General features: G+C 38.7%; 21 protein-coding genes and 1 pseudogene. 15 read left to right on the forward strand and 7 right to left on the reverse strand.

The window, feature by feature from the left end; genetic code table 11:
• Positions 1 to 17: 17 nt before the first annotated feature.
• Complete coding sequence (locus BT797_RS21085; RefSeq protein WP_244534270.1) at positions 18 to 566, forward strand: MarR family winged helix-turn-helix transcriptional regulator; 549 nt, start codon at positions 18 to 20, stop codon at positions 564 to 566.
• A 66-nt stretch (positions 567 to 632) separates the two neighbouring features.
• Here BT797_RS21085 and BT797_RS21090 read toward each other — a convergent pair whose 3' ends face one another.
• The 3 genes from BT797_RS21090 to BT797_RS21100 are packed head-to-tail and all read right to left on the reverse strand — an operon-like array spanning position 633 to position 2,841.
• Positions 633 to 1,355 (reverse strand): pirin family protein, encoded by a 723-nt coding sequence (locus BT797_RS21090; protein ID WP_075473404.1) that lies wholly within the window; start codon positions 1,353 to 1,355, stop codon positions 633 to 635.
• 15 nt (positions 1,356 to 1,370) lie between these two features.
• Positions 1,371 to 2,351: a glutathione S-transferase family protein gene (locus BT797_RS21095; RefSeq protein WP_075473405.1), complete on the reverse strand. Its 981-nt coding sequence runs from the start codon at positions 2,349 to 2,351 to the stop codon at positions 1,371 to 1,373.
• A gap of 43 nt (positions 2,352 to 2,394) precedes the next feature.
• The gene (locus tag BT797_RS21100; RefSeq protein ID WP_075473406.1) at positions 2,395 to 2,841 is read right to left on the reverse strand and encodes a DoxX family protein; all 447 of its coding nucleotides are present in this window, start codon (positions 2,839 to 2,841) and stop codon (positions 2,395 to 2,397) included.
• A gap of 176 nt (positions 2,842 to 3,017) precedes the next feature.
• On the opposite strand from BT797_RS21100, the gene BT797_RS21105 reads away from it, so the two are divergent.
• Positions 3,018 to 3,914, forward strand: coding sequence for a LysR substrate-binding domain-containing protein (locus BT797_RS21105; RefSeq protein ID WP_075473407.1), 897 nt, complete (start codon positions 3,018 to 3,020; stop codon positions 3,912 to 3,914).
• Between the two features lie 310 nt (positions 3,915 to 4,224).
• Here the strand turns inward: BT797_RS21105 and BT797_RS24420 are convergent, their stop codons facing one another.
• Both BT797_RS24420 and BT797_RS24425 read right to left on the reverse strand, forming a co-directional pair.
• The gene (locus tag BT797_RS24420; protein ID WP_339391030.1) at positions 4,225 to 4,551 is read right to left on the reverse strand and encodes a transposase; all 327 of its coding nucleotides are present in this window, start codon (positions 4,549 to 4,551) and stop codon (positions 4,225 to 4,227) included.
• 26 nt (positions 4,552 to 4,577) lie between these two features.
• Positions 4,578 to 5,057 carry an IS110 family transposase gene (locus BT797_RS24425; RefSeq protein ID WP_339391031.1) on the reverse strand — a complete coding sequence of 160 codons (480 nt, stop codon included), beginning with the start codon at positions 5,055 to 5,057 and terminating at the stop codon, positions 4,578 to 4,580.
• A gap of 476 nt (positions 5,058 to 5,533) precedes the next feature.
• Between BT797_RS24425 and BT797_RS21120 the strand changes: the two genes are divergently transcribed.
• The 8 genes from BT797_RS21120 (at position 5,534) to BT797_RS21155 (ending at position 9,859) form a co-directional block, all read left to right on the forward strand.
• On the forward strand, positions 5,534 to 5,878 hold the full coding sequence (locus BT797_RS21120) for an Imm8 family immunity protein (RefSeq protein ID WP_075473408.1): 345 nt from the start codon (positions 5,534 to 5,536) through the stop codon (positions 5,876 to 5,878).
• A gap of 191 nt (positions 5,879 to 6,069) precedes the next feature.
• A complete protein-coding gene (locus BT797_RS21125) occupies positions 6,070 to 6,552 on the forward strand; it encodes a nuclear transport factor 2 family protein (RefSeq protein ID WP_075473409.1) in 483 nt (160 codons plus the stop codon).
• Positions 6,553 to 6,651: 99 nt separating this feature from the next.
• Positions 6,652 to 7,002 (forward strand): Rid family hydrolase, encoded by a 351-nt coding sequence (locus BT797_RS21130; RefSeq protein WP_075473410.1) that lies wholly within the window; start codon positions 6,652 to 6,654, stop codon positions 7,000 to 7,002.
• A gap of 157 nt (positions 7,003 to 7,159) precedes the next feature.
• Positions 7,160 to 7,690 carry a hypothetical protein gene (locus BT797_RS21135; protein WP_075473411.1) on the forward strand — a complete coding sequence of 177 codons (531 nt, stop codon included), beginning with the start codon at positions 7,160 to 7,162 and terminating at the stop codon, positions 7,688 to 7,690.
• A gap of 99 nt (positions 7,691 to 7,789) precedes the next feature.
• Positions 7,790 to 8,341 carry a GNAT family N-acetyltransferase gene (locus tag BT797_RS21140; RefSeq protein ID WP_082293760.1) on the forward strand — a complete coding sequence of 184 codons (552 nt, stop codon included), beginning with the start codon at positions 7,790 to 7,792 and terminating at the stop codon, positions 8,339 to 8,341.
• 96 nt (positions 8,342 to 8,437) lie between these two features.
• Complete coding sequence (locus tag BT797_RS21145) at positions 8,438 to 8,845, forward strand: DUF7674 family protein (protein ID WP_211705573.1); 408 nt, start codon at positions 8,438 to 8,440, stop codon at positions 8,843 to 8,845.
• Positions 8,846 to 8,950: 105 nt separating this feature from the next.
• Positions 8,951 to 9,286, forward strand: coding sequence for a DUF5713 family protein (locus BT797_RS21150; protein WP_075473413.1), 336 nt, complete (start codon positions 8,951 to 8,953; stop codon positions 9,284 to 9,286).
• 123 nt (positions 9,287 to 9,409) lie between these two features.
• Positions 9,410 to 9,859 carry a hypothetical protein gene (locus BT797_RS21155; RefSeq protein WP_075473414.1) on the forward strand — a complete coding sequence of 150 codons (450 nt, stop codon included), beginning with the start codon at positions 9,410 to 9,412 and terminating at the stop codon, positions 9,857 to 9,859.
• Between the two features lie 153 nt (positions 9,860 to 10,012).
• On the opposite strand, the pseudogene BT797_RS23715 reads toward BT797_RS21155, so the two are convergent.
• Together BT797_RS23715 and BT797_RS21165 are read right to left on the reverse strand one after the other, a co-directional pair.
• Positions 10,013 to 10,159, reverse strand: a pseudogene (locus BT797_RS23715) (IS256 family transposase); the annotation flags it as partial.
• Positions 10,160 to 10,430: 271 nt separating this feature from the next.
• Positions 10,431 to 11,129 carry an aspartate/glutamate racemase family protein gene (locus BT797_RS21165; RefSeq protein WP_075473415.1) on the reverse strand — a complete coding sequence of 233 codons (699 nt, stop codon included), beginning with the start codon at positions 11,127 to 11,129 and terminating at the stop codon, positions 10,431 to 10,433.
• Between the two features lie 144 nt (positions 11,130 to 11,273).
• On the opposite strand from BT797_RS21165, the gene BT797_RS21170 reads away from it, so the two are divergent.
• The 5 genes from BT797_RS21170 to BT797_RS21190 all read left to right on the forward strand — a co-directional run bounded on the left by BT797_RS21170 (position 11,274) and on the right by BT797_RS21190 (position 19,022).
• Positions 11,274 to 12,179 carry a LysR substrate-binding domain-containing protein gene (locus BT797_RS21170; RefSeq protein WP_075473416.1) on the forward strand — a complete coding sequence of 302 codons (906 nt, stop codon included), beginning with the start codon at positions 11,274 to 11,276 and terminating at the stop codon, positions 12,177 to 12,179.
• A gap of 706 nt (positions 12,180 to 12,885) precedes the next feature.
• On the forward strand, positions 12,886 to 13,368 hold the full coding sequence (locus tag BT797_RS21175) for a hypothetical protein (protein WP_075473417.1): 483 nt from the start codon (positions 12,886 to 12,888) through the stop codon (positions 13,366 to 13,368).
• Positions 13,369 to 13,667: 299 nt separating this feature from the next.
• Positions 13,668 to 15,605, forward strand: coding sequence for a transglycosylase SLT domain-containing protein (locus tag BT797_RS21180; RefSeq protein ID WP_075473418.1), 1,938 nt, complete (start codon positions 13,668 to 13,670; stop codon positions 15,603 to 15,605).
• Between the two features lie 218 nt (positions 15,606 to 15,823).
• The gene (locus BT797_RS21185) at positions 15,824 to 18,502 is read left to right on the forward strand and encodes a bifunctional diguanylate cyclase/phosphodiesterase (protein WP_075473419.1); all 2,679 of its coding nucleotides are present in this window, start codon (positions 15,824 to 15,826) and stop codon (positions 18,500 to 18,502) included.
• Between the two features lie 124 nt (positions 18,503 to 18,626).
• Positions 18,627 to 19,022, forward strand: a complete 396-nt coding sequence (locus BT797_RS21190; RefSeq protein ID WP_075473420.1) for a hypothetical protein — start codon at positions 18,627 to 18,629, stop codon at positions 19,020 to 19,022.
• Positions 19,023 to 19,073 lie beyond the last annotated feature (51 nt).

Consider the following 19,073-nt stretch of genomic DNA (forward strand, 5'->3'; position numbering starts at 1 on the left):
TATTAATGAATATATTAATGATCCAACAAACATTAGAGCGCCTTTCTAGCCTGCTGCGCAGTGAAAAACGTAATCGCTTGCTTGAGTATGGTTTGCAACCTATCCAATTTGAAGCGTTACATTATCTGTCAATATGTAACCGTTATTCAGACACACCAATGGGCGTGACAGATTATCTAAATCAGACTAAGGGATCAGTCTCTCAAACACTAAAAATACTTGAAAAAAAAGGACTTGTTGAGAAAGTAGCGGATAGTAAAGATAAACGTGTTGCACACCTTAAAGTGACAGAATCTGGCCTAGCGTTGATTAATGGGTTGCAGATTTCACCACTACTGCAACAAGCGAGTGAACAATTTAGTAATAAGAAATTTAATACGATTGACACAGCGCTCCATGATTTGCTATTTGCAGTGCAGTCAGCGAATCAGTTTAAATCTTTTGGTCAATGTCATACCTGTATGCATAATTCTAAACGTGATGACGGTTATTTTTGTGAGTTAACACAGGAACCACTTTCAATAAATGACATTGCTCTTATATGCCGGGAACATTTACACAAATAAACCAACTGCCTTAAAAAAATAGCGATCGTCTGATCGCTACTGCTATTGCTGCACATGAGTAAAATATCATTGGGCTGGTGCATCAATTACGATTATTTCCGCATCGGATAGTGCTTTAATCATGACTTGCTGTTGTTTCGTCACTTCCGCGCCATCGCCTTTGTTCATCAATACAGCCCTTTGATTATCAATAAGTTCAAACTCTCCACTTGATGCCAAAATATATGCTTGGTGTTCTATTGAGTGAGTAAATTGCGTGCCTTTTTTAATCTTACCACCATAGATTCGCGCAGCTTGATTGATAAAGAGTGCGCTATCTTGCTCGCCTGGGTATCCAGACACGAGTAGGGGGAGCTTGGTATTATTAACCGCATCTGTATCTTCAGAAAACAGTTTGCTGTCCCATCTCGGCTTTACGTTTTGCTTATTTGGTTCAATCCAAATTTGAAATAACGTTAATGGTTCTTTTGTTAAATTGTATTCCGAATGAGTAATACCTGAGCCTGCACTCATCACTTGTACTTCGCCTGCGAGGGTCACGCCTTTATTACCAGTATTGTCTTGATGAGTGACAGCTCCGGATTGTACAAAAGTAATGATTTCCATATTTCGGTGTGGGTGAGCTGGAAATCCTGTTCCTGCCGCAACCCAGTCGTCATTAACCACTCTTAGCACACCAAAGCCCATTCTTTTGGGATTGTAATAATTAGCAAAGCTAAAGTGATGATTGGCTTTTAACCAGCCGTGGTTTGCTTTGCCAATCTGCTGAAAAAGGTAGTGTTTTATCATTGTATTTTCCTCCCACTAGACTTTACCTGTTAATCGATTTCTATCATGCGGTGCAGTGAAATCTTGCTGTGGGCCACGCGGGACAATCAAAGTCGGGTTAATTGTGTCATGACTCGCGTAATAATGGATCTTGGTATATTCCAAATCGACAGTGCTTTCGATCCCTTCAAACTGAAATAACTCACGTACATAGTGACTGATATGATGGAATTCACTTAACTTATTACGATTACACTTAAAGTGACCATGATAAACGGCATCGAAACGCAGCAATGTCGTAAATAATCGCCAATCAGCTTCTGTTAGGTATTCACCCAGTAAATAACGGTGGTTGCTAAGTCGCGCTTCAAGCCAATCTAAACTGGTAAAAAGTGCGTCAAAGGCTTGGTCATATGCTGCTTGAGTCGTGGCAAAGCCTGCACGATAGACACCATTGTTTATCGTGTCATAAATACGTTCGTTAATGGTGTCTATTTCTGGTTGTAAATCAGTTGGGTAATAGTCATCGTGATTGCCCGTTAACTCATTAAACGCAGTGTTAAAAATACGAATTATTTCGCTTGATTCATTGTTCACTATGCTTTGTGTTTTTTTATCCCACAATACTGGTACGGTAACTCGTCCTTCATAATCAGGTGCTGCTTTAAGGTAAAGTTGGTACACATAGTCACTTTGATAGAGTGTATCGCTGTAGTCGTTGCTATCGTCACTATTAGCACCGAATTCCCAGCCATTGTTTAGCATTTCAGGTTTAACGACGCTGATAGAGATAATATCTTCGAGTTGCTTCAATTGTCTAAGAATCAAAGCGCGATGCGCCCAAGGACACGCTAACGAAACATACAAATGATAGCGGCCTGCTTCTGCCGGATAGCGGCTACCTTCCTCATTTGAAATAGTATCTCTGAAGCGGCTTGCCTGACGTTCAAATTGGCCTTTATTACCTTTGGTTTCGTACCATTGGTCATGCCATTTACCGTTAACGATTAATCCCATGATAATACTCCTAATTTATGTTGTGTTAGCGCCATCGGGTTTATTAACTAAGCTTGCTCACGATAAGGCGATCGATTGATAATTTACCGCCGCCTTGCAGCATTACCGACAGACTGATTGCAAACAGTGCTAAGGCAAATTCATAACCGCTGTTGCTCACGAACAGCCCGTTATCGATATGCGTACTAAAAATCGCGACGATCATCGTTAGTGACAATACCAGCGCTGTTGGTCTGGTGAGTAGACCAAGGATAAGCAGTAGGCCGCCAAAAAATTCTGCACTGCCTGCCATCATCGCCATTAAGTAGCCCGGTGCTAGGCCGATAGATTCCATCCATTGACCTGTGCCTTCGAGCCCATAACCACCGAACCAAGCAAACAGTTTTTGCGCGCCGTGAGCGGTAAAAATAATGCCTGCAACTAAGCGCAGTGGTAATGCCGAAAAAGTGTTATCTGATGTTAATATTTTCTTAATTGTTGAAGTATTCATGTTGTGCTCTCTTTGATTCGTTAATGTGTTTCTAAGTATGTCTTATAAGTGTGTAGCCATTGTATTCGCTTAAATGGATTGGAATAACCGCTGAAATTTGTTTAGTATGTTCAAAATATTTGAACAATTGATGGCGTGTATAAGCGTGACAATTACTAAGAAGAGAGAGGCGATGAATGTATAAATCTCCGATAACGATAGAAGCATTACAGGTGCTTGATACGATTGATCGTCGTGGTAGTTTTGCCGCGGCCGCTGAGCAGTTAAACAAAGTACCCTCGGCGCTCTCTTATATAGTTCAGAAATTAGAAGAACAACTAGCGGTGACTTTGTTTGTGCGTCAGGGTAGGCGGTCGGTATTAACGCCTGCGGGTCGCCACTTACTCGATGAAGGCCGTAAGGTACTTGGTGCTGTGAGTAAACTGACCGAGCAAACACAAACCATCTCCCATGGCTGGGAACCTAAAATAAATATCACATTCGATTCTCTTTTTGACATGCAGCTATTACTTAAACCATTAGCGCTGTTTTTAAATGAGCATCCGAATATCGAAGTAGACATGAATGAAGAAGTAATGAGTGGTTCGTGGGAAGCATTGATTGAAGATCGCACCGATTTGGTTATTGCTGCACCCGAGCCTATACCGAATCAACAAGGCATTAGTGTGACCGCCTTAGGCAATCTGCAGAAAATATTCGTTGTACCTAAAGACCATGAGCTTGTTAATTTTACAGCCCCAGTCAGCAAATCTGAAATTGATAACTACCGGACCGTCGTTGTGCACGACTCGGCAAGAACTGCCATACCTTGGTCAAATAACATTATTGAACAGAGTCGACATTTTTACGTCAATTCAGTTGAACACAAGATCCAAGCTATTATTGCTGGCATTGGCGTAGGCTATCTGCCGCAAGCACGTATTCAATCTTATTTAAATTCGGGTGATTTAGTCGAAATTGACCTAGGTGAAAGGGAGCCAGTCTCAGGCATTTACCTTGCTTGGAAAACCGTGAATAAAGGAAAAGGGTTAAAAAGGTTGAGAGACATTATGCAACAGCATCTAGGTCATTGATTGCTAAAAGTATGTTGGATAACCTTGTTACGACCAACTTTATTGTGAAGAGAGCAAATCGTCTAGCAAGGTTTTGCCCCTAAATGTATATGGAATCCACGTATTTACAACGCGACAAATCAATAAAGTTAAGATGCGAGCGTATATTCGGCTTCTTCTTGAAGGAGCTACCTTCTAGCCTTTGATGTTTGAGCACCTACCGTCCTTATCGGCTTCACAACTTTTCTAGCATTACACTTCGGCCAGGTTTTCAGTAGGTTGGTCTTACCTTTTATGCATCATCATTTTGTAAAATCTTAAATTATTATGGTCATAATGCTGCGAGTAAAATAGGTTTATATTCAGTTTCATATCGAAGCATTGCCCATGCAGTTCTAACAATTTTGTTGGCTAGTGCTATGCACGTTTTCTTGAAGCCAATCCGTTCAACGATCTTGCGTAGCCAAGCATCTTTTTTCGTTCTCGGCTTTTCAGGTAACCTTCTAAGGCACGACATTGCGCCAAGATACAGCAGAGACCGTAATTCTTTAATCCCTCCACACTTATCAATACCAACCATGAACACCTTGCCACCCGAACTATGTTGCTTCGGCGTTAGTCCAATAAACGCGGAAGCTTGACGGCCATTTTTAAGCAGCTTGTATTACTCCCAAAGGATAGCCATCACACCGATGACTTGGCAGGAATATTTGTTTCCCCATCTAAAACAGTTTGAACTGATGCTTCCAACCCTTTTTCATCCTTGGGATTAGCAATTCCGTAACCCAGGAGTGACCCTCTAATATGCTGACCAAGTGAAACTAAATTTCGAGATAGGAAACGACGACTGCTTTCCAAAGATTGCATAGCCTGCTGTTCTAGGGACTTCGCTGGGCTATATTTGATACCAATTTGAATAGCGGCATTTGCAATGGCAAGTGCATCATTTCGATCTGTTGTGTGTCCTTCCAAGTACCCTTTAACTTTTTTGGGATTGATTATCCGCATTTTATGACCAAATTGCTCGGCGTATCTTCCCCCAGTAATGGCAACCACAGCAACGATTGAAGGCTTTGCCTTTGCTAAAAACTCTTTTGTTTTCTGACGATTTAGGGCTTTGTTACTAAGTAATTCACCATCAATACTTATGTAGCATACTTGCAGTACATTTTAGCCAAATCGATGGCAATGATATTTTTGGTTAACATAATAGAATCCTCTAAATCAAAAGCTCATCCATAAGTGTAGATGGGCGAAGGAGGTGTGGATTCCATACATCAGCTTAGAGTTACAACTCACTCACAATATGTTCATATCAATTTGCCATACATTTGTTTATGGGTTCTATTAAATAAATGTTTAGTAACTTCAAGAGATCTAGATTGGCTTTCTTTGTAAATTGTTTTAATCGTAAATCGTTGATTTGTAGGTGATTTATCTGTTTTATCATTGTTTATACGGACCAGTATAAATAAAAGCATTCTATATATCCAAATAAGAGATAATACCAACCGATGATAAACATTGTGTAAACTGTTGTTATTGAAGAATAATTTAATGCCCACCCCTTTAACGCTAGTGATTTTTTAGGTATTATACGGAATTCCGTAAAATACACGTTATACGGTTAAGGAGGGTTCGTGATACCTATCATTCTCAGTTTCGATTGCACAGATTATGATCCAATAGATTCATGGATATTCCCAGAACCAAAACGTGTGGATTTCTGGATGAATTTTACTATCGGACTTGACCAAAGTGGAGGTAATGATTTCCAACTGCACGTTTTAACTTCAGATATGGTTACGAGTAATACTTCCCTTAGTAATGCCATTGTTTTAGATTGTTACGCTTGGGATGCAGTTCTCTTAAAAGTAAACGCAATTCTCGACCAATGTAGTGGTGAAAACTGGGAGGAAATAAGTAACAAACTTTCCAAACATATGGCTTGGGAGTATGAAAATTATCAGACGTACTCTTCTTAAGTTTAGTTCGGTGTAAAACCGTATAACAAGCTAATAAATAAGGACAAAAATAGTTGGCTGTTTTCGTTCCTCAACATTTTAGCCAACAATTTTTTGCCCATTATTAGGGCGTTAAGCATCAGTAGTTCATCACAAGTATTTGATAAAAACAGCGCTGTCTTAACAATTAACTTTAAACATGGAGGGAAAATATGAACGAAAATGAACAACTTATTGAAAAGTTTTATAACGCATTCAAACAATCAGATTATGGCACAATGCATGATTGTTACCACCCTGACATTGAGTTTTCTGATCCATTATTTCAATTAAAAGGCCCTAAGGCCAAAGCCATGTGGCACATGCTCTTAGAAAAAGGAGGAGATCCGAATAGCCGAACCTTCGAGGGAATTCAGGCAGATGACCACAACGGAAAAGTCCATTGGGAAGCCAAATATGTGTTTTCTAAAACCGGTAGGCATGTCCACAACAAAGTCGATGCTGAGTTTATATTTAAGGATGGAAAAATCATTAAACACTATGATAATTTCAATCTTTATAAATGGACTCAAATGGCTATGGGACCCATAGGGTTAGTTCTGGGATGGACCTCTTTTTTCCAAAACAAGGTTCGCCAAGGAGGCCAACAAACTTTGAACCAATTTATTGAAAAATATTCAGAATATGAAGAATGAGTTCTTTTGGATGAGATATGCGAAAGTGATGCTTAACAAGGTGCTGTTGCCGGATAAATTTTCCGCAAAGCACGGCGTTAGCAGCACAAGGAAGTATCTATGATCGAGAGAAAAGGTGGGATTTACGATGGACGTAGCAAGTCATCTGCTTATAAAGATTTAGTTTGGACTGTCGCAACTTCTTCAGATACTTCAGTTGGTATTGAGCAGCAAACAAAGCTCACCTTAGATGCAATTCAAAGCAACTTGTTGGAGCTTGCTTCAGATAAAACTCAAATAGTTTCCGCTCAAGTGTATATTGCTAATATGTCGGATAAACCAATCATGGATTCTGTTTGGAAAACTTGGCTTGGAATAAATCAGCAGCATTGGCCTCAACGAGCATGTTTAGGTGTAGATCTCGAAGGACAAGTTTTAATTGAGGTAACTGTTACAGCAGTTCGCGGTTAAAGTTATGCTAACAAGAATTTAAAGTGGGACTGATAACAGTTTGCTCCGTTTCACTTCGCTACACAATTTTAGCAAACAATTATCAGCGCCCTTAAATGAGCGATAAGTGATTTTCATTGGATAAACGTTTGGACACTTTAAACAAGGAAAGCTACGCATGAAAAATTTAGTTGCAAATCTTTTTGTTATAATTTTTGCATGTACGCTTTTACTCGGCTCGTATGCACACTTTAAGGGGATATATGATTGGGCCCCGTGGTATGTAAATGGTGCTGATGTATTAGAGTTTGAGGGAAAAGTTAAGTCTGTAAAGTGGAGAGGAAAAAGTTGCGGTTGTTGGGTGGTGCTAGCTTCAAGTGTTGATAAAGTGCTCTCTTTCTATAGTTATAAAAATAGTTACATTGGAGGTCTTCCCAAAGTAAATAGTGGATATTTGTTTAAATATCAACTTAATCCGAAACAAGAAAATAGACCTATTGGCATATATGCTTTGAAATCTGGCGTTAGTATCTATAAAACCGAGTTATATGCTGGTTTCGGTTTGGCAGTGACTAGCGCGGTGGAAGGTACGCTATTTTTTGTTATGTCTGTACTTTTGTTATATCTGTACTTTTTTAATGGTTATTTTAAAAACCACATAACGTCCCCGAATAACCCACTTAACAAAGCAAACCAATCAGACGCATAAACGGCTGTCATCGTTTTTGCTAAAACAAAAAGCCCGCAAAAACAACGCCATCCTATGCGCTGTTGTTTGAGGCGTTGGTATACCTAGGAGGTATTTGAGTTGAAATTGATTCCTGAACTAGAAACTGAAAACTTGATTATTTCAGTTTTAAACCCTGACGATGTTGAATTACTCGTCAAATATGAACGCGATAATCGTAGCCATTTATCACCGTGGGAGCCAACAAGAATCGCAGGATATTTTGGTTTAGAAGAAACAAAAAAACGTGTTGAGTTAAACTTCAAAAACTTTCAATTAGGCTCTTCAATTTCTCTTGTTGCCTTTGATAAAAGTAAATCTGAAATTATTTGTTTATGTACATTTTCAAATATAGTTCATGGTGTTTTTCAAGCTTGTAATCTTGGTTACTCAATCTCTGAGAAGAAGCAAGGTAAAGGTTTAATGTTTGAAATGCTTCAAGCATCAATACAGTATGTCTTTATTGAATACAATTTACATAGAGTTATGGCTAATTATATACCATCAAATATCCGTTCTGAAAAATTATTGGACAAGCTAGGTTTTCAAAAAGAAGGAATGGCGAAGTCATATTTAAAAATATCGGGCTCATGGCAAGACCATGTTTTAACATCAAAAATAAATCTGAGTTAAGTATTTATATAACAATAATTTAAAGTGGGACTGATAACAGTTTACTCAGTTTCACTTTGCTACACAATTTTAGCAAACAATTATCAGCGCCCTTAAATGAGCGTTATAGGGCCTAGGCACATCATGATCGATAAAGATGAAATGTTTCCGCCAATTCTAAAGGCTTCTCCAAGTTTTACTCCTCTGTGGGAAGAATTCCTCGAAGAGTGGAAAGATGAGAATGACCTTCCCTTATATTTAGTTCTTGGTGAGCTATCAAGGCATATCGCCTCGCTAGTTGAAGCAAGGAAAGTTGATGAGTTAAAAGAAATATTCTTGATCGTTGAGCATTGGCATATTGAAGGCAGTGCTTACGTCAAAGAAGCTGCGACTGTTGGTCTTCTTGAGAAACTGCAAGGAGAAAATAATGCAGTTTCAATTGAAGCTTATTTATTGACTGAGTCAAAGCGATGGTGGCTTAAGGTCAACGAATTTTGGGACTCGGGTAAGTTAATCCGTGAATAATAAACTCTATAACAAGTCAATGTTGTTCGCCACTTCGTGGGAGAACTCGCTGACGCTCGCCGAAAATTGAGGCGTTAGCCGTCAAAATTATAGATAGGAAGTCTTATGAATAACGATACAATGAAAAACTATAAGTTCTTAGAGGAGATGTATTCGGATGGGTATTTTCCTGATTTTCTCGTAGACAAAATCAAACTAATACTCATTGAATTGTGTGAAAATATTGAATCAGAAAAGCCTCAAAATAATGAGGCACTTTTAATACTAACTCATGCTGCAACAGATAAAATTAATGATCTCGAAGATGAGTTTGAAGATAACGAAAGTGAACTTGAAACTGGAGCGCGAGAATCTATGGCAGATAGTTTCGAATATATAGTCAAGGCATATGGCTTTTCAGATGTAGATATTGAAAATGTTATTGCGACTAGAGACTGGTAAGCGGCTAACAAGTTTAGGCACAATCGCACTTCGTGCTGGATCTCCGCAAGCTGTCATGTTTTTTGTTCCAAAAAATACGCCTGCTCGCTACGACCTGTGCTAAAGGCGTTAAGTTTCTAAATTATGCATAGAAAATATGAAATTGAGATAAACGAAGCATGTTCTCTTTTACAAGAGTTACAGGGAGCTTTACTTGAGCAAGTTCTGATAAATACCGTTCAAGATGAGTTTAATGTGGTTTATTTAAAAACCGATAAAGGTGTTTATTGTCTTCAAGGTGAAGTCGGAGGTGAATATTTAGGCATTCATTCTAAAAAAGAGATGCCTGAGATAACTAGCCAAGTTGGATATGTTATTTGTAAATATACTCCATTCATTAAGTTCGAAGGTCATGAAATAGCACAAGTACGTCAACTTGGTGATGTTTGGAATGGTCATGGTTTTGAAATTAATTTTAGAGATATGCATACAACTAGCATGCTTATACAATCAATTTATTGTGGTTCTTCTCCAGAAGGTTTAGAAGATTGCCTTCGTTTAGGAGTTGGCCAGTATCAAAATACCAAAACTTAACAAGTCGAGGCATAGGATGCATACGCCTATGCTTGAAACGTTAATCTCAATTCATCATACTATATGGGCTCTTCTCCGCTTACATGAGCTTGATATTTGGATAAAAGGTTGAATGGGTATCGACCCTGTAAATGATTCTGTGTAATTACCATTTTAGAGATGATCTTTTAATCGGTTTTCAAATTCAATGATAAAACGATTCATGGCTGCTTTCCAGTTATGGATCGGCATCGACCACTTTTTTGAAGCTGAACGGATCGCTAAATACACTACTTTTTTAGCTGAATCATCGCTTGGAAACTCCCAATTCTATGCATTGCGCAACAATAGTCACTTCTCCGTAATCTTGCATATCTATTCCTGCAAGGGATACAAATCGTAGGCGTTTAATTGATCACTATTTCCAAAAAATAGCCAATAATACCGAGAAAAAAATAACGAGTAACACAAGTGCTCTGAATTCGACCACATTGTTATTTTTCATTTTTTGACACGAATGATAAGTTGAACTCTGCTCTTGATAGCTTCTTTTGTGTAGTTCTGAAATGAAATTGTGATAGTTAATCATAGATTAGAGACTCAATGCGCTGTTAACAATTGCTCTACAATGTATTTCTGTTGTAGAAAACAAAGGTATGCCCTGCCATAACGGTTCGGTTATCAGTAGTGGGATCTCTGTACACCCCAAAATAATACCTTGTGATCCTTGGTCGATTAACTGTTCGATGATGCTGTAGAACTCATTTTTTGTTTCCAAAGTAAATTGATTGAGAACTAACTCAGATACAATCTTTTCTTGCACTAAGTTACGCTCTGAAGTGTTAGGGATTATTGGAGCAACACCATACTTGAGAAGCTTCTCCTTATAAAAGTCTCCTTCCATCGTTGCCTTAACGCCCAATAAACCAGCTTGATATATGTGCTGACCAGAAAGAGTTGCAGCGGTAGATTCAGCAATATTTATTAGCTCAATACCATGAGCTTCTCTTATTGCAGCTTCGAAACGATGCAGTCCGTTAGCGCATAAGGCAATAACTTCCGCATCAGCATTTATCAAGCTTCCGACAGCATCAACTATCATTTCTTCACAAGCCTTTTCAGTTTCATCTTCTTTTTGCTTATCCAAAAACTCTCGTTCATCCAGACTTTCAATAACCAAACGAGCAGAGGAATGTCCACCGAGTTCTTGCCTGACCATAGCGTTGATAAGCCTGTAGTATTCGAGTGTTGAGACATAGCTCAACCCTCCAACTAATCCAATTTTTTTCATAAACTCTCCTTAACCCACAAATGGTTGTAATGACAAAATTTTATATAGCTACATTCCTGAAGGTCTTTGATTTTATAGTTATTATCCAGTAAGCTTTTATAAATTACGAACGATGGTTTCTAACAGGACATATAAGAACAGCTTATGGACAAAAGACTACACTACTTAAGTAACCTGCGTTATCTTGAGGCTGCTGCACGACTGGGAAGCTATAGCAAAGCAGGATATGAATTATGTGTTACCCAAGCTGCGGTCAGTCAGAAGTTAAGGCAACTTGAGGTAGAATTAGGCTGTAAACTATTCATTCGTAAAGGGCGAGATATGGTGCTTACGGCTGAAGGTAAGAGGCTTTATGAAAAAGTATCTCAGGCGTTCGACATAATTACCGAGGGATTAAACGCTACTCAGCCCGAGCCGATAGCAGGTGTACTATCGGTTGCTACAACGCCTTCTTTTGCTTCCCGATGGCTAATGCCTAGACTGTGGAAATTTTCTATAGAGTACCCCGAAACACTCATACGTATTAGCTCTTCTATTAAACCGAAAGTAGGACTTGCAGGTGAAGTTGATGTAGCAATCGGTGAGGTTGGAAGTAATGACGATTCATCCCTCGTCAGAGAGCACTTGTTCGATGAGCCAGTGTTTCCAGTATGCTCTCCAGAACTTGCTAACAATATGAAACTTACCGAGCCTAAGCATCTTCTTGATTGTTGGTTGATTAAAGGGATTCGAAACCACCACTTCTCTTGGGAAGAATGGTTCCAAAAAGCTAATGTCGATATTAAAAAAAGAGCTTTTCAGTCGATGGAAGTTGAAACAATAGATATGGGGTTAAATGCGGTAATTGCAGGTCATGGTGTCTGTCCAGGAACAGATAGCCTAGCTGGAGACTTTATCGAAAGAGGGTTACTCGTAAAGCCATTTGATATAAGCCTACTACCAGGAGTTGAGTACTCAGCAGTATATCATTCAGGTTCAATCAGAAAGTCTCGCATTTCTGTGTTTATCAAATGGTTGAAAAAAGAAGCTTTGATACATCAATATAAATAGGAAGTTTGCAACTTGGAGCGTAAACCAAATGGATATGCCAGCTTATTACATCAATCACTCAATCTGTTGTGGTTAAAAATTTGTTGCGCAATGCACATTATTGTCCAAAGCAATCATAAGTTCCCAAACCAGCTATGCCAACCTCTGGCATTTTGCAATACCAGAGGTTATTTGAAGTTAACTGTTGGACAATCCCCAAATAAAAATATCAATTCAATATATAAAACAACGAGCCTAACTAAACTTAAAGTACTCAGTTAGTGTTACATTAATAATGCGGTTATTGTAAGATAAGAACTAAAGTCATTCATAAAAATTAAGGCATAAATGCAAAGTTATTCATCATATTTTGGTACCAGCATCATCATACTTGTGTGCGGTCTAATCAGCTATTTTTATTATAAGTATTGTTTTGATCATGTATTCAATATTTAACGGTGGAGTTAATGTATTATCTACTTTTGAAGCATTAGACTTTATTCAATTATTTTTTCTTTTTGTATCTATTTTCTTGAAGATTAGAACTATAACTTGGGTATTATATGCGTTCATCCTCAAATTTAGGCACGTAGCAGGCGGGATGTCCAACAAAAATGATGCTCACTGCACATAATTCCATTATGATTGATGGGGCATCAGTTAGGCTCTTTTTCCTTACAAATCATGTTTTAGTTGTTATTCTTACACTTAATAACAGAGGTATACTTTGCATAAAATTTTAAATGCTATTCTTATTACAACAATTGGGATGATTAGCACTGGATGTACGTCTCTAGATCCATCAAATACAGATTCTACTCCAAAGTATTCTAGTCTAGAGTTCTGTGAATACATAAAGCCTGTGTTTGCCAAAACAACAGAGCAGGCGCCGACTAAAATTGATTTCATGACCACATTTTTAGGTTCTTCGGCTTTCATGATTAATGATAAGTGTCATATAACTTCAACATATTCTCTAAATGAAGATAAATTTATCGAACTATTTCTTTCAGATGGCGATTCAACTAAACAAGAAGTTATTAACTATATAAATTCAAATGACGCTAGAGATGCTTTCATCGAAGATTTAAGATCAAGCGCAAACCCAACAATAAAAAATCTAGCTGAAAATAACATTGTTACTTTTAGAAGTTATTACAAATATGATGGCAGCCTCTTACAGGGGTATGAGTTGAAAATTGGTGACTAATATATAGTTTACGGTGTAGTGATTGTATCAGTTAGATACCTTCACTACCCCTATAATCTAATGTGTATGATTATCAGCTAGTGCAATGACTCCAAGGCATTCCTGTCCGTGCAATAACGCTAAGCCGTGTGATTACCAAGGCGATTCCCCTCTTTGCGCAATTCGAATAAGGTTATTATATTTTCGTAGATTAATGAACTTTTTTAATTACATCTACACTAAAAAAGAACAGAGCCGATTACATACAGTATCGGTGTTTAGGTTGCTGCGCTAAAGCAGAGCGTTTCATGGATGAATCGATGAAAATATTTTTTATATCTTTGCTTCTATTATCATTTTCAAGTTTAGCTAGTACGCTTACGTGGAGCCAGCAAAGAGGCCTCTATACGCAAGCTGTAGACTTACAAGCACAACAAATGTGGTCCGAAGCGTTACAAAAAACAAAGCTTATACCTGCATACCCATTAACCTACCTACTTGAATACCAACAGCTTAAAGCACACTTTACCCGCAACAGTTTGGTTGCAGTGACATCTTTTATAAAGGGTAACCCTGATCGTCGCGTGAGTTATGATCTGCAGCGAAGCTATTTATATTACTTAGCAAAAAACCAATATTGGAGTGAGTACCTGTCTTTTTATCCGCAACTTCCCAATTCACTCGATTTGAAATGTTTTCATTTTCAGGCGCGATTAGCAGCCGAGCAAGCTGATGAAATTTGGCCAGATGTGCAAAAAACCTGGTTAACGGGATTTTCCTTGCCGAATTCTTGTGATAGCGTCTTAGAGTATTATCTTAATAGCAAAAAAATATCTCAGGCATTAATTTTTCAGCGTTTTCACTTAGCTTATGCGAATAATAAAACATCACTTATGTCCTATTTAATCACCTTAATGGACAAGGAAAATGAACTGTTGGCTAAGCCATTATATGACTTACATAAAACACCAACGAAGTTATTAAACAGCCCCTTATTTAAGACCCCTTCATTTAACAACAAGGCGCATGCTAGCCGCGATTTTTTAGTTGCGAGTATCAAACGTCTTGCTAAAAAAGATATTGAATTAGGATTAAATGTATACCTCACTTATGAGCGTAAAAAATCGTTTACATCGGCAGAGCAAGTAAAATTAAAAAAATATCTTATATCGCGCATTATGATCCGTAATGAAACTAAATTGTTACCTTGGCTAGATAAAGTGCTTTTGGCTTTAGGGGATGTGTCATTAATGGAGCGTAGGATCCGTTATGCGATTAAATTTAATAATTGGGCCGATATAGAATATTGGCTAATGCAGCTGAGCGAGGCTAAGCAACTCGATAGTAAATGGTTGTATTGGCAAGCACGGGTATTGGAAAAGAAACGGCAACAAAGTCAGGCCGATGAACTTTATCAAAAAATCGCGACTGAGCGTAATTATTACGGCTTTTTGGCCGCGCAGAAATTAGGTGTAGATTACCAGTTTAATGCCAATATGGTCAGCAGGCAGGTACAAAGCTTAGATCATCTACAAACACAACTAGCACATATTGATGAGCTGTATTTCCATCAACATAGGCATTTACTTAAACGTGAGTGGCGGGCTTTAATTCGCGAGCAAGGTAGCAATTTGCAAAGGCAGTTAGGTTTATTTGCCTTCCAAAAAGGTTGGGCTCATCTTTCGGTCGTTGCCAGTATTCTTTCTAAAAGTTGGGACGCCTTGAATATTCGTTTCCCTGCAGCTAAACCACAGCTGTTTTATGCTAATGCCGATCGATATCAACTCGATTCAAGCTATATTTACGCCATTACACGCCAGGAAAGTTCTTTTGACGAGTCTGCTAATTCTCCAGTTGGGGCTAGTGGCTATATGCAACTGATGCCGCAAACGGCAAAAGAGACTGCACGGAAAATTGGGTTGAAAAATTATAAGAAGAAAGCACAATTAACCGATGGCGATATCAATGTACAGTTAGGTACAGCCTATTTTGATAGCTTACTTAAGCTCTATAAAGGGAACCGGGTACTGGCAACTGCAGCATATAATGCGGGTCCGAATAGAGTTAACCGCTGGCAAGGTAGCAAAGACGGGAGGGCAGATCAAGGCTTAACGATGGATAGTTGGATCGAAGCGATTCCCTATAAAGAAACCCGACGTTATGTCAAAAATGTTTTAGTCTATAACGTCATTTATCAGCATATTTTAGATAAACCCCTTGAGTTTCTTAAACCTAAAGAGATCAATGCACGTTTTTAATGTTAAAAACAACTTGGTAATGCCATTGAGCATGCTGAGTCACTGCAACGTTAGATTTTACTGAAATGACTTCATATAGCTAATTATATCAGCAGGAAATATTTAGTTGTACAACAAAGCTGGTCAGTTCGTTTTAAATTTACAAACGTAATTGATAATGGTTCTCATTATCAATATAATGCTCATCTGATTTGAGTATTAACCCGTAGGTATCAGTAGTGTTGGCACAAAATATCCGTTTATGGTTGTTTATAACAATGTGTTTATTGTTATTTCCTTTATATTTTTTATATGCGGCATTACAGGAAAGTGAGGAAGAACGGGTTTATGAGCAGCTGAACCAACATGCTAGCCTAGCGTTCGGCACTGCTCAGCGTAACCTAGATGCTTTGCAGGAACATCTTGTGGCGCTACGAAGTATGATGACTTACCAACCTGAACTTTCTCGCGAGCAGTTTGATCTGTTTAATGCTCAGTCATCGCTAAGTGATTACGGTATTGTTGTGTATGAGTGGATCCCTAAAACGACTCCTCAACAAGCACCGACTTTAATTAGAGAAGCCTTTGATACCGGAATTTTTGATTTTCGTTTTAGCCGAATCGGATCGGGTGGGGTGTTTTACCCTATTTATTATTCTGCCTCCGCTCAGATGAATGGTTTATCCTTGGGAATTAATCTGGCGGATATTGATAGTATTCGCGAGGGGATGACGTTAGCTGCGAGGGATAATAGTTTGCAGTTAGTGATCAGTGATAATATGTCGCTTGATGAAGCGACAACACCTGAAGTTCGGCTGTTGTTACCTGTTTTTGCTTTGGATGAGCAAGGTGAGGTGAGCTCTGAACTGAGGGGGTATGTAAGTGCGATGACCCACTTTGATGCTGCGATGGAAATTCTTTTAGGGCCAGTACTAAGTCAAAGGCAGAATCTTGGTTTAGAAATCTACCGCGAAGGTTTGCAAGATACTGAACTGCTGTTTACTTCGTTACACCAAGAAAGCTCTATGCCTGGGTATCGAATTGATTTTACACAAAATTATGCAAATTGGCAGTTACGATATCAGTTTGTTGATTTAAGTCCGCCGATGCCTTGGTGGTACCTCTCCCGTTCTACGCTGATTGTCACAGGTATTAGTTTAATCATTTTATTATTTCTCTTATTGTTACGTCATACCTTTTATAGACGAATACGTGCTGAAGAACTTGCCAGAGAAAAAACACGTTCGCTAGAGTTAGCACAAAATGAATATCATAACTTGTTTGAAAAAGTGGTGGAAGGTGTCTATAGCGCAACACTTGAAGGACAGTTTTTAAAGGTTAATCCGGCGTTAGCTCGCGCTTTTGGTTATGAAGAGCCACGGCAGATGCAGCAAGCTGTTGAGCATATTGGTCGGCAGTTACATCGAGAGAATCAATCTTACCTGGCATTTTTACAGATGTTAAAGGAGAAAAAAGAAGTATTTAACTATGAATGGGAAGGTGAGGATCGACACGGGAATACTATCTGGCTGTCAGAAAATGCATATTTAAATACAAGTGATGATGATTGTGTCGTGTATCAAGGAACCTTAGATGTGATTACCGATCGCAAGTTTAATGAGCAGCAGCTGAGCTATCAAGCAAACCATGATGCCTTAACGGGCTTATTAAATCGGACGGCTTGCCAGAATTTTTTGGAAAAATATTTACAGAATAAACAGTGGGGCGTGGTGCTATTTATTGATCTTGATGGTTTTAAAAAGATTAATGATACCTATGGCCATGGCGTTGGCGACTTTTTTCTGCAAGAAATAGCGAATAGGTTAACGCAGATTTTACGTAAAAAAGATCGAATTGCTCGTATCGGTGGTGATGAGTTTGTCATTTATTTTGAGGGGGAAATGTCTCAACAAACTATTAAGTTGTTAGCTGAACGCTTACAGCGTGAAGTCACTCAGCCAGTTCTATTAGATGGCGCGTCTATCGCTCTACATGTTTCTGCCAGTATTGGTTTCACCTTTTTAGGTCCTCACTATCAGCATGCGAGGGATATTTTACGAGATGCGGACCTCGCCATGTATGAAGTGAAAAAGAATGGTAAAGCTAACTATCAGGTATTTAGTCTAGCCTTGCATGAGCAGATTCAACGCCAGACTGAATTTGATGATCTCCTACATAGCGCGTTGGAAAAAAAGGAGTTTAGTTTATGTTTTCAGCCTGTGGTCTGTTTGAAGGATGCCCGAACTCGAGGGTTTGAGGTATTGCTGCGCTGGTATAATCCTAAATTGGGTCAGGTTTCCCCTGACCATTTTATTCCTCTAGCAGAGAAATCTTTGCTGATTCAACCCTTAGGTTTATGGGTTATAACCCAAGCATTGGCTAGTTTTCGTCGTTTATCTTTATTACAGCCAGATGCAGGGCTTTATCTGAATATTAATTTGTCGCCCCGTCAATTGCATGATGATCAATTAGTGAAAGCTTTGCCTAAATTGTTAACCGAGGCAAAAGTCGCACCAGAGAGTATACGTTTCGAGCTAACAGAAAGTGCCTTGGATATGAATGAGCAAGTGGTGACAGAGCGTTTGTCAGCACTAAGAACGATGGGTTTTCAAATATATATTGATGATTTCGGTACTGGCTACAGTTCATTAAAACGTTTGGTTCAGTTTCCGATTGATGGTATTAAAATTGACCGCTCGTTTGTTGATGGTTTAGAGAATGACGGGAGTAAGCAGGTAATGATTGAGGTAATTGTTACTATGGCGCGTTTACTCAATTTGCAAGTCGTCGCAGAAGGTGTGGAGACTGAGGGACAACGAAAATTGTTAGAGGTAGGTGGTTGCCGATTGGCTCAGGGTTATCTGTTTTCTCGTCCATTGCCGGAAGTTGAATTGAGTCGGCAGCTTGAACGTGCTTAAACGGACTAATTTAATTAACTCTTGATACAAAAGATTCATTAGCAATTTAAAATTTCCTTGAATATCCAACTAAACCGTTTATGATAATAAGAATCATTATCATAAAAAGATGTTAGGAAATGTGATGAACTTGTCGACATTAAATATTAAAAATACCTTAGGTGACGGCTGCAATCTTGAATATTATGAACAACTTGGCAATGCTATTGAGCATGCTGATTCACCGCAACGTCATGACATATTTTTGTCTTACTTCCAATTAAGTGATCAGATCGCAGCTTCGCTTGATGCAGAGCAGTGCTGGTCACTATATTTAGCACAACTCGCACTTCTTTTACGTTCAATAAATAATGAACTGCTGCCTAACCATTGGCGCCGAGCTTGTTACGAAGTGCTGAACAAGCCGCTACTTTCACTGCAACGCTTAGCAACGACGACAGAAAAAAAATACCAACTTAATGCTTACTATATTCAAATAAACAAGCAAATTACCAAGGTATTTAATCTACACCCTTTTTAAATTACGTTAATCGCAGGCTAATTCGACTGTATTGAGTTAGTGCCATTCATC

The sequence above is a fragment of the Moritella viscosa genome, from assembly GCF_900120065.1.
In the GTDB taxonomy this organism is placed as follows: domain Bacteria; phylum Pseudomonadota; class Gammaproteobacteria; order Enterobacterales; family Moritellaceae; genus Moritella; species Moritella viscosa.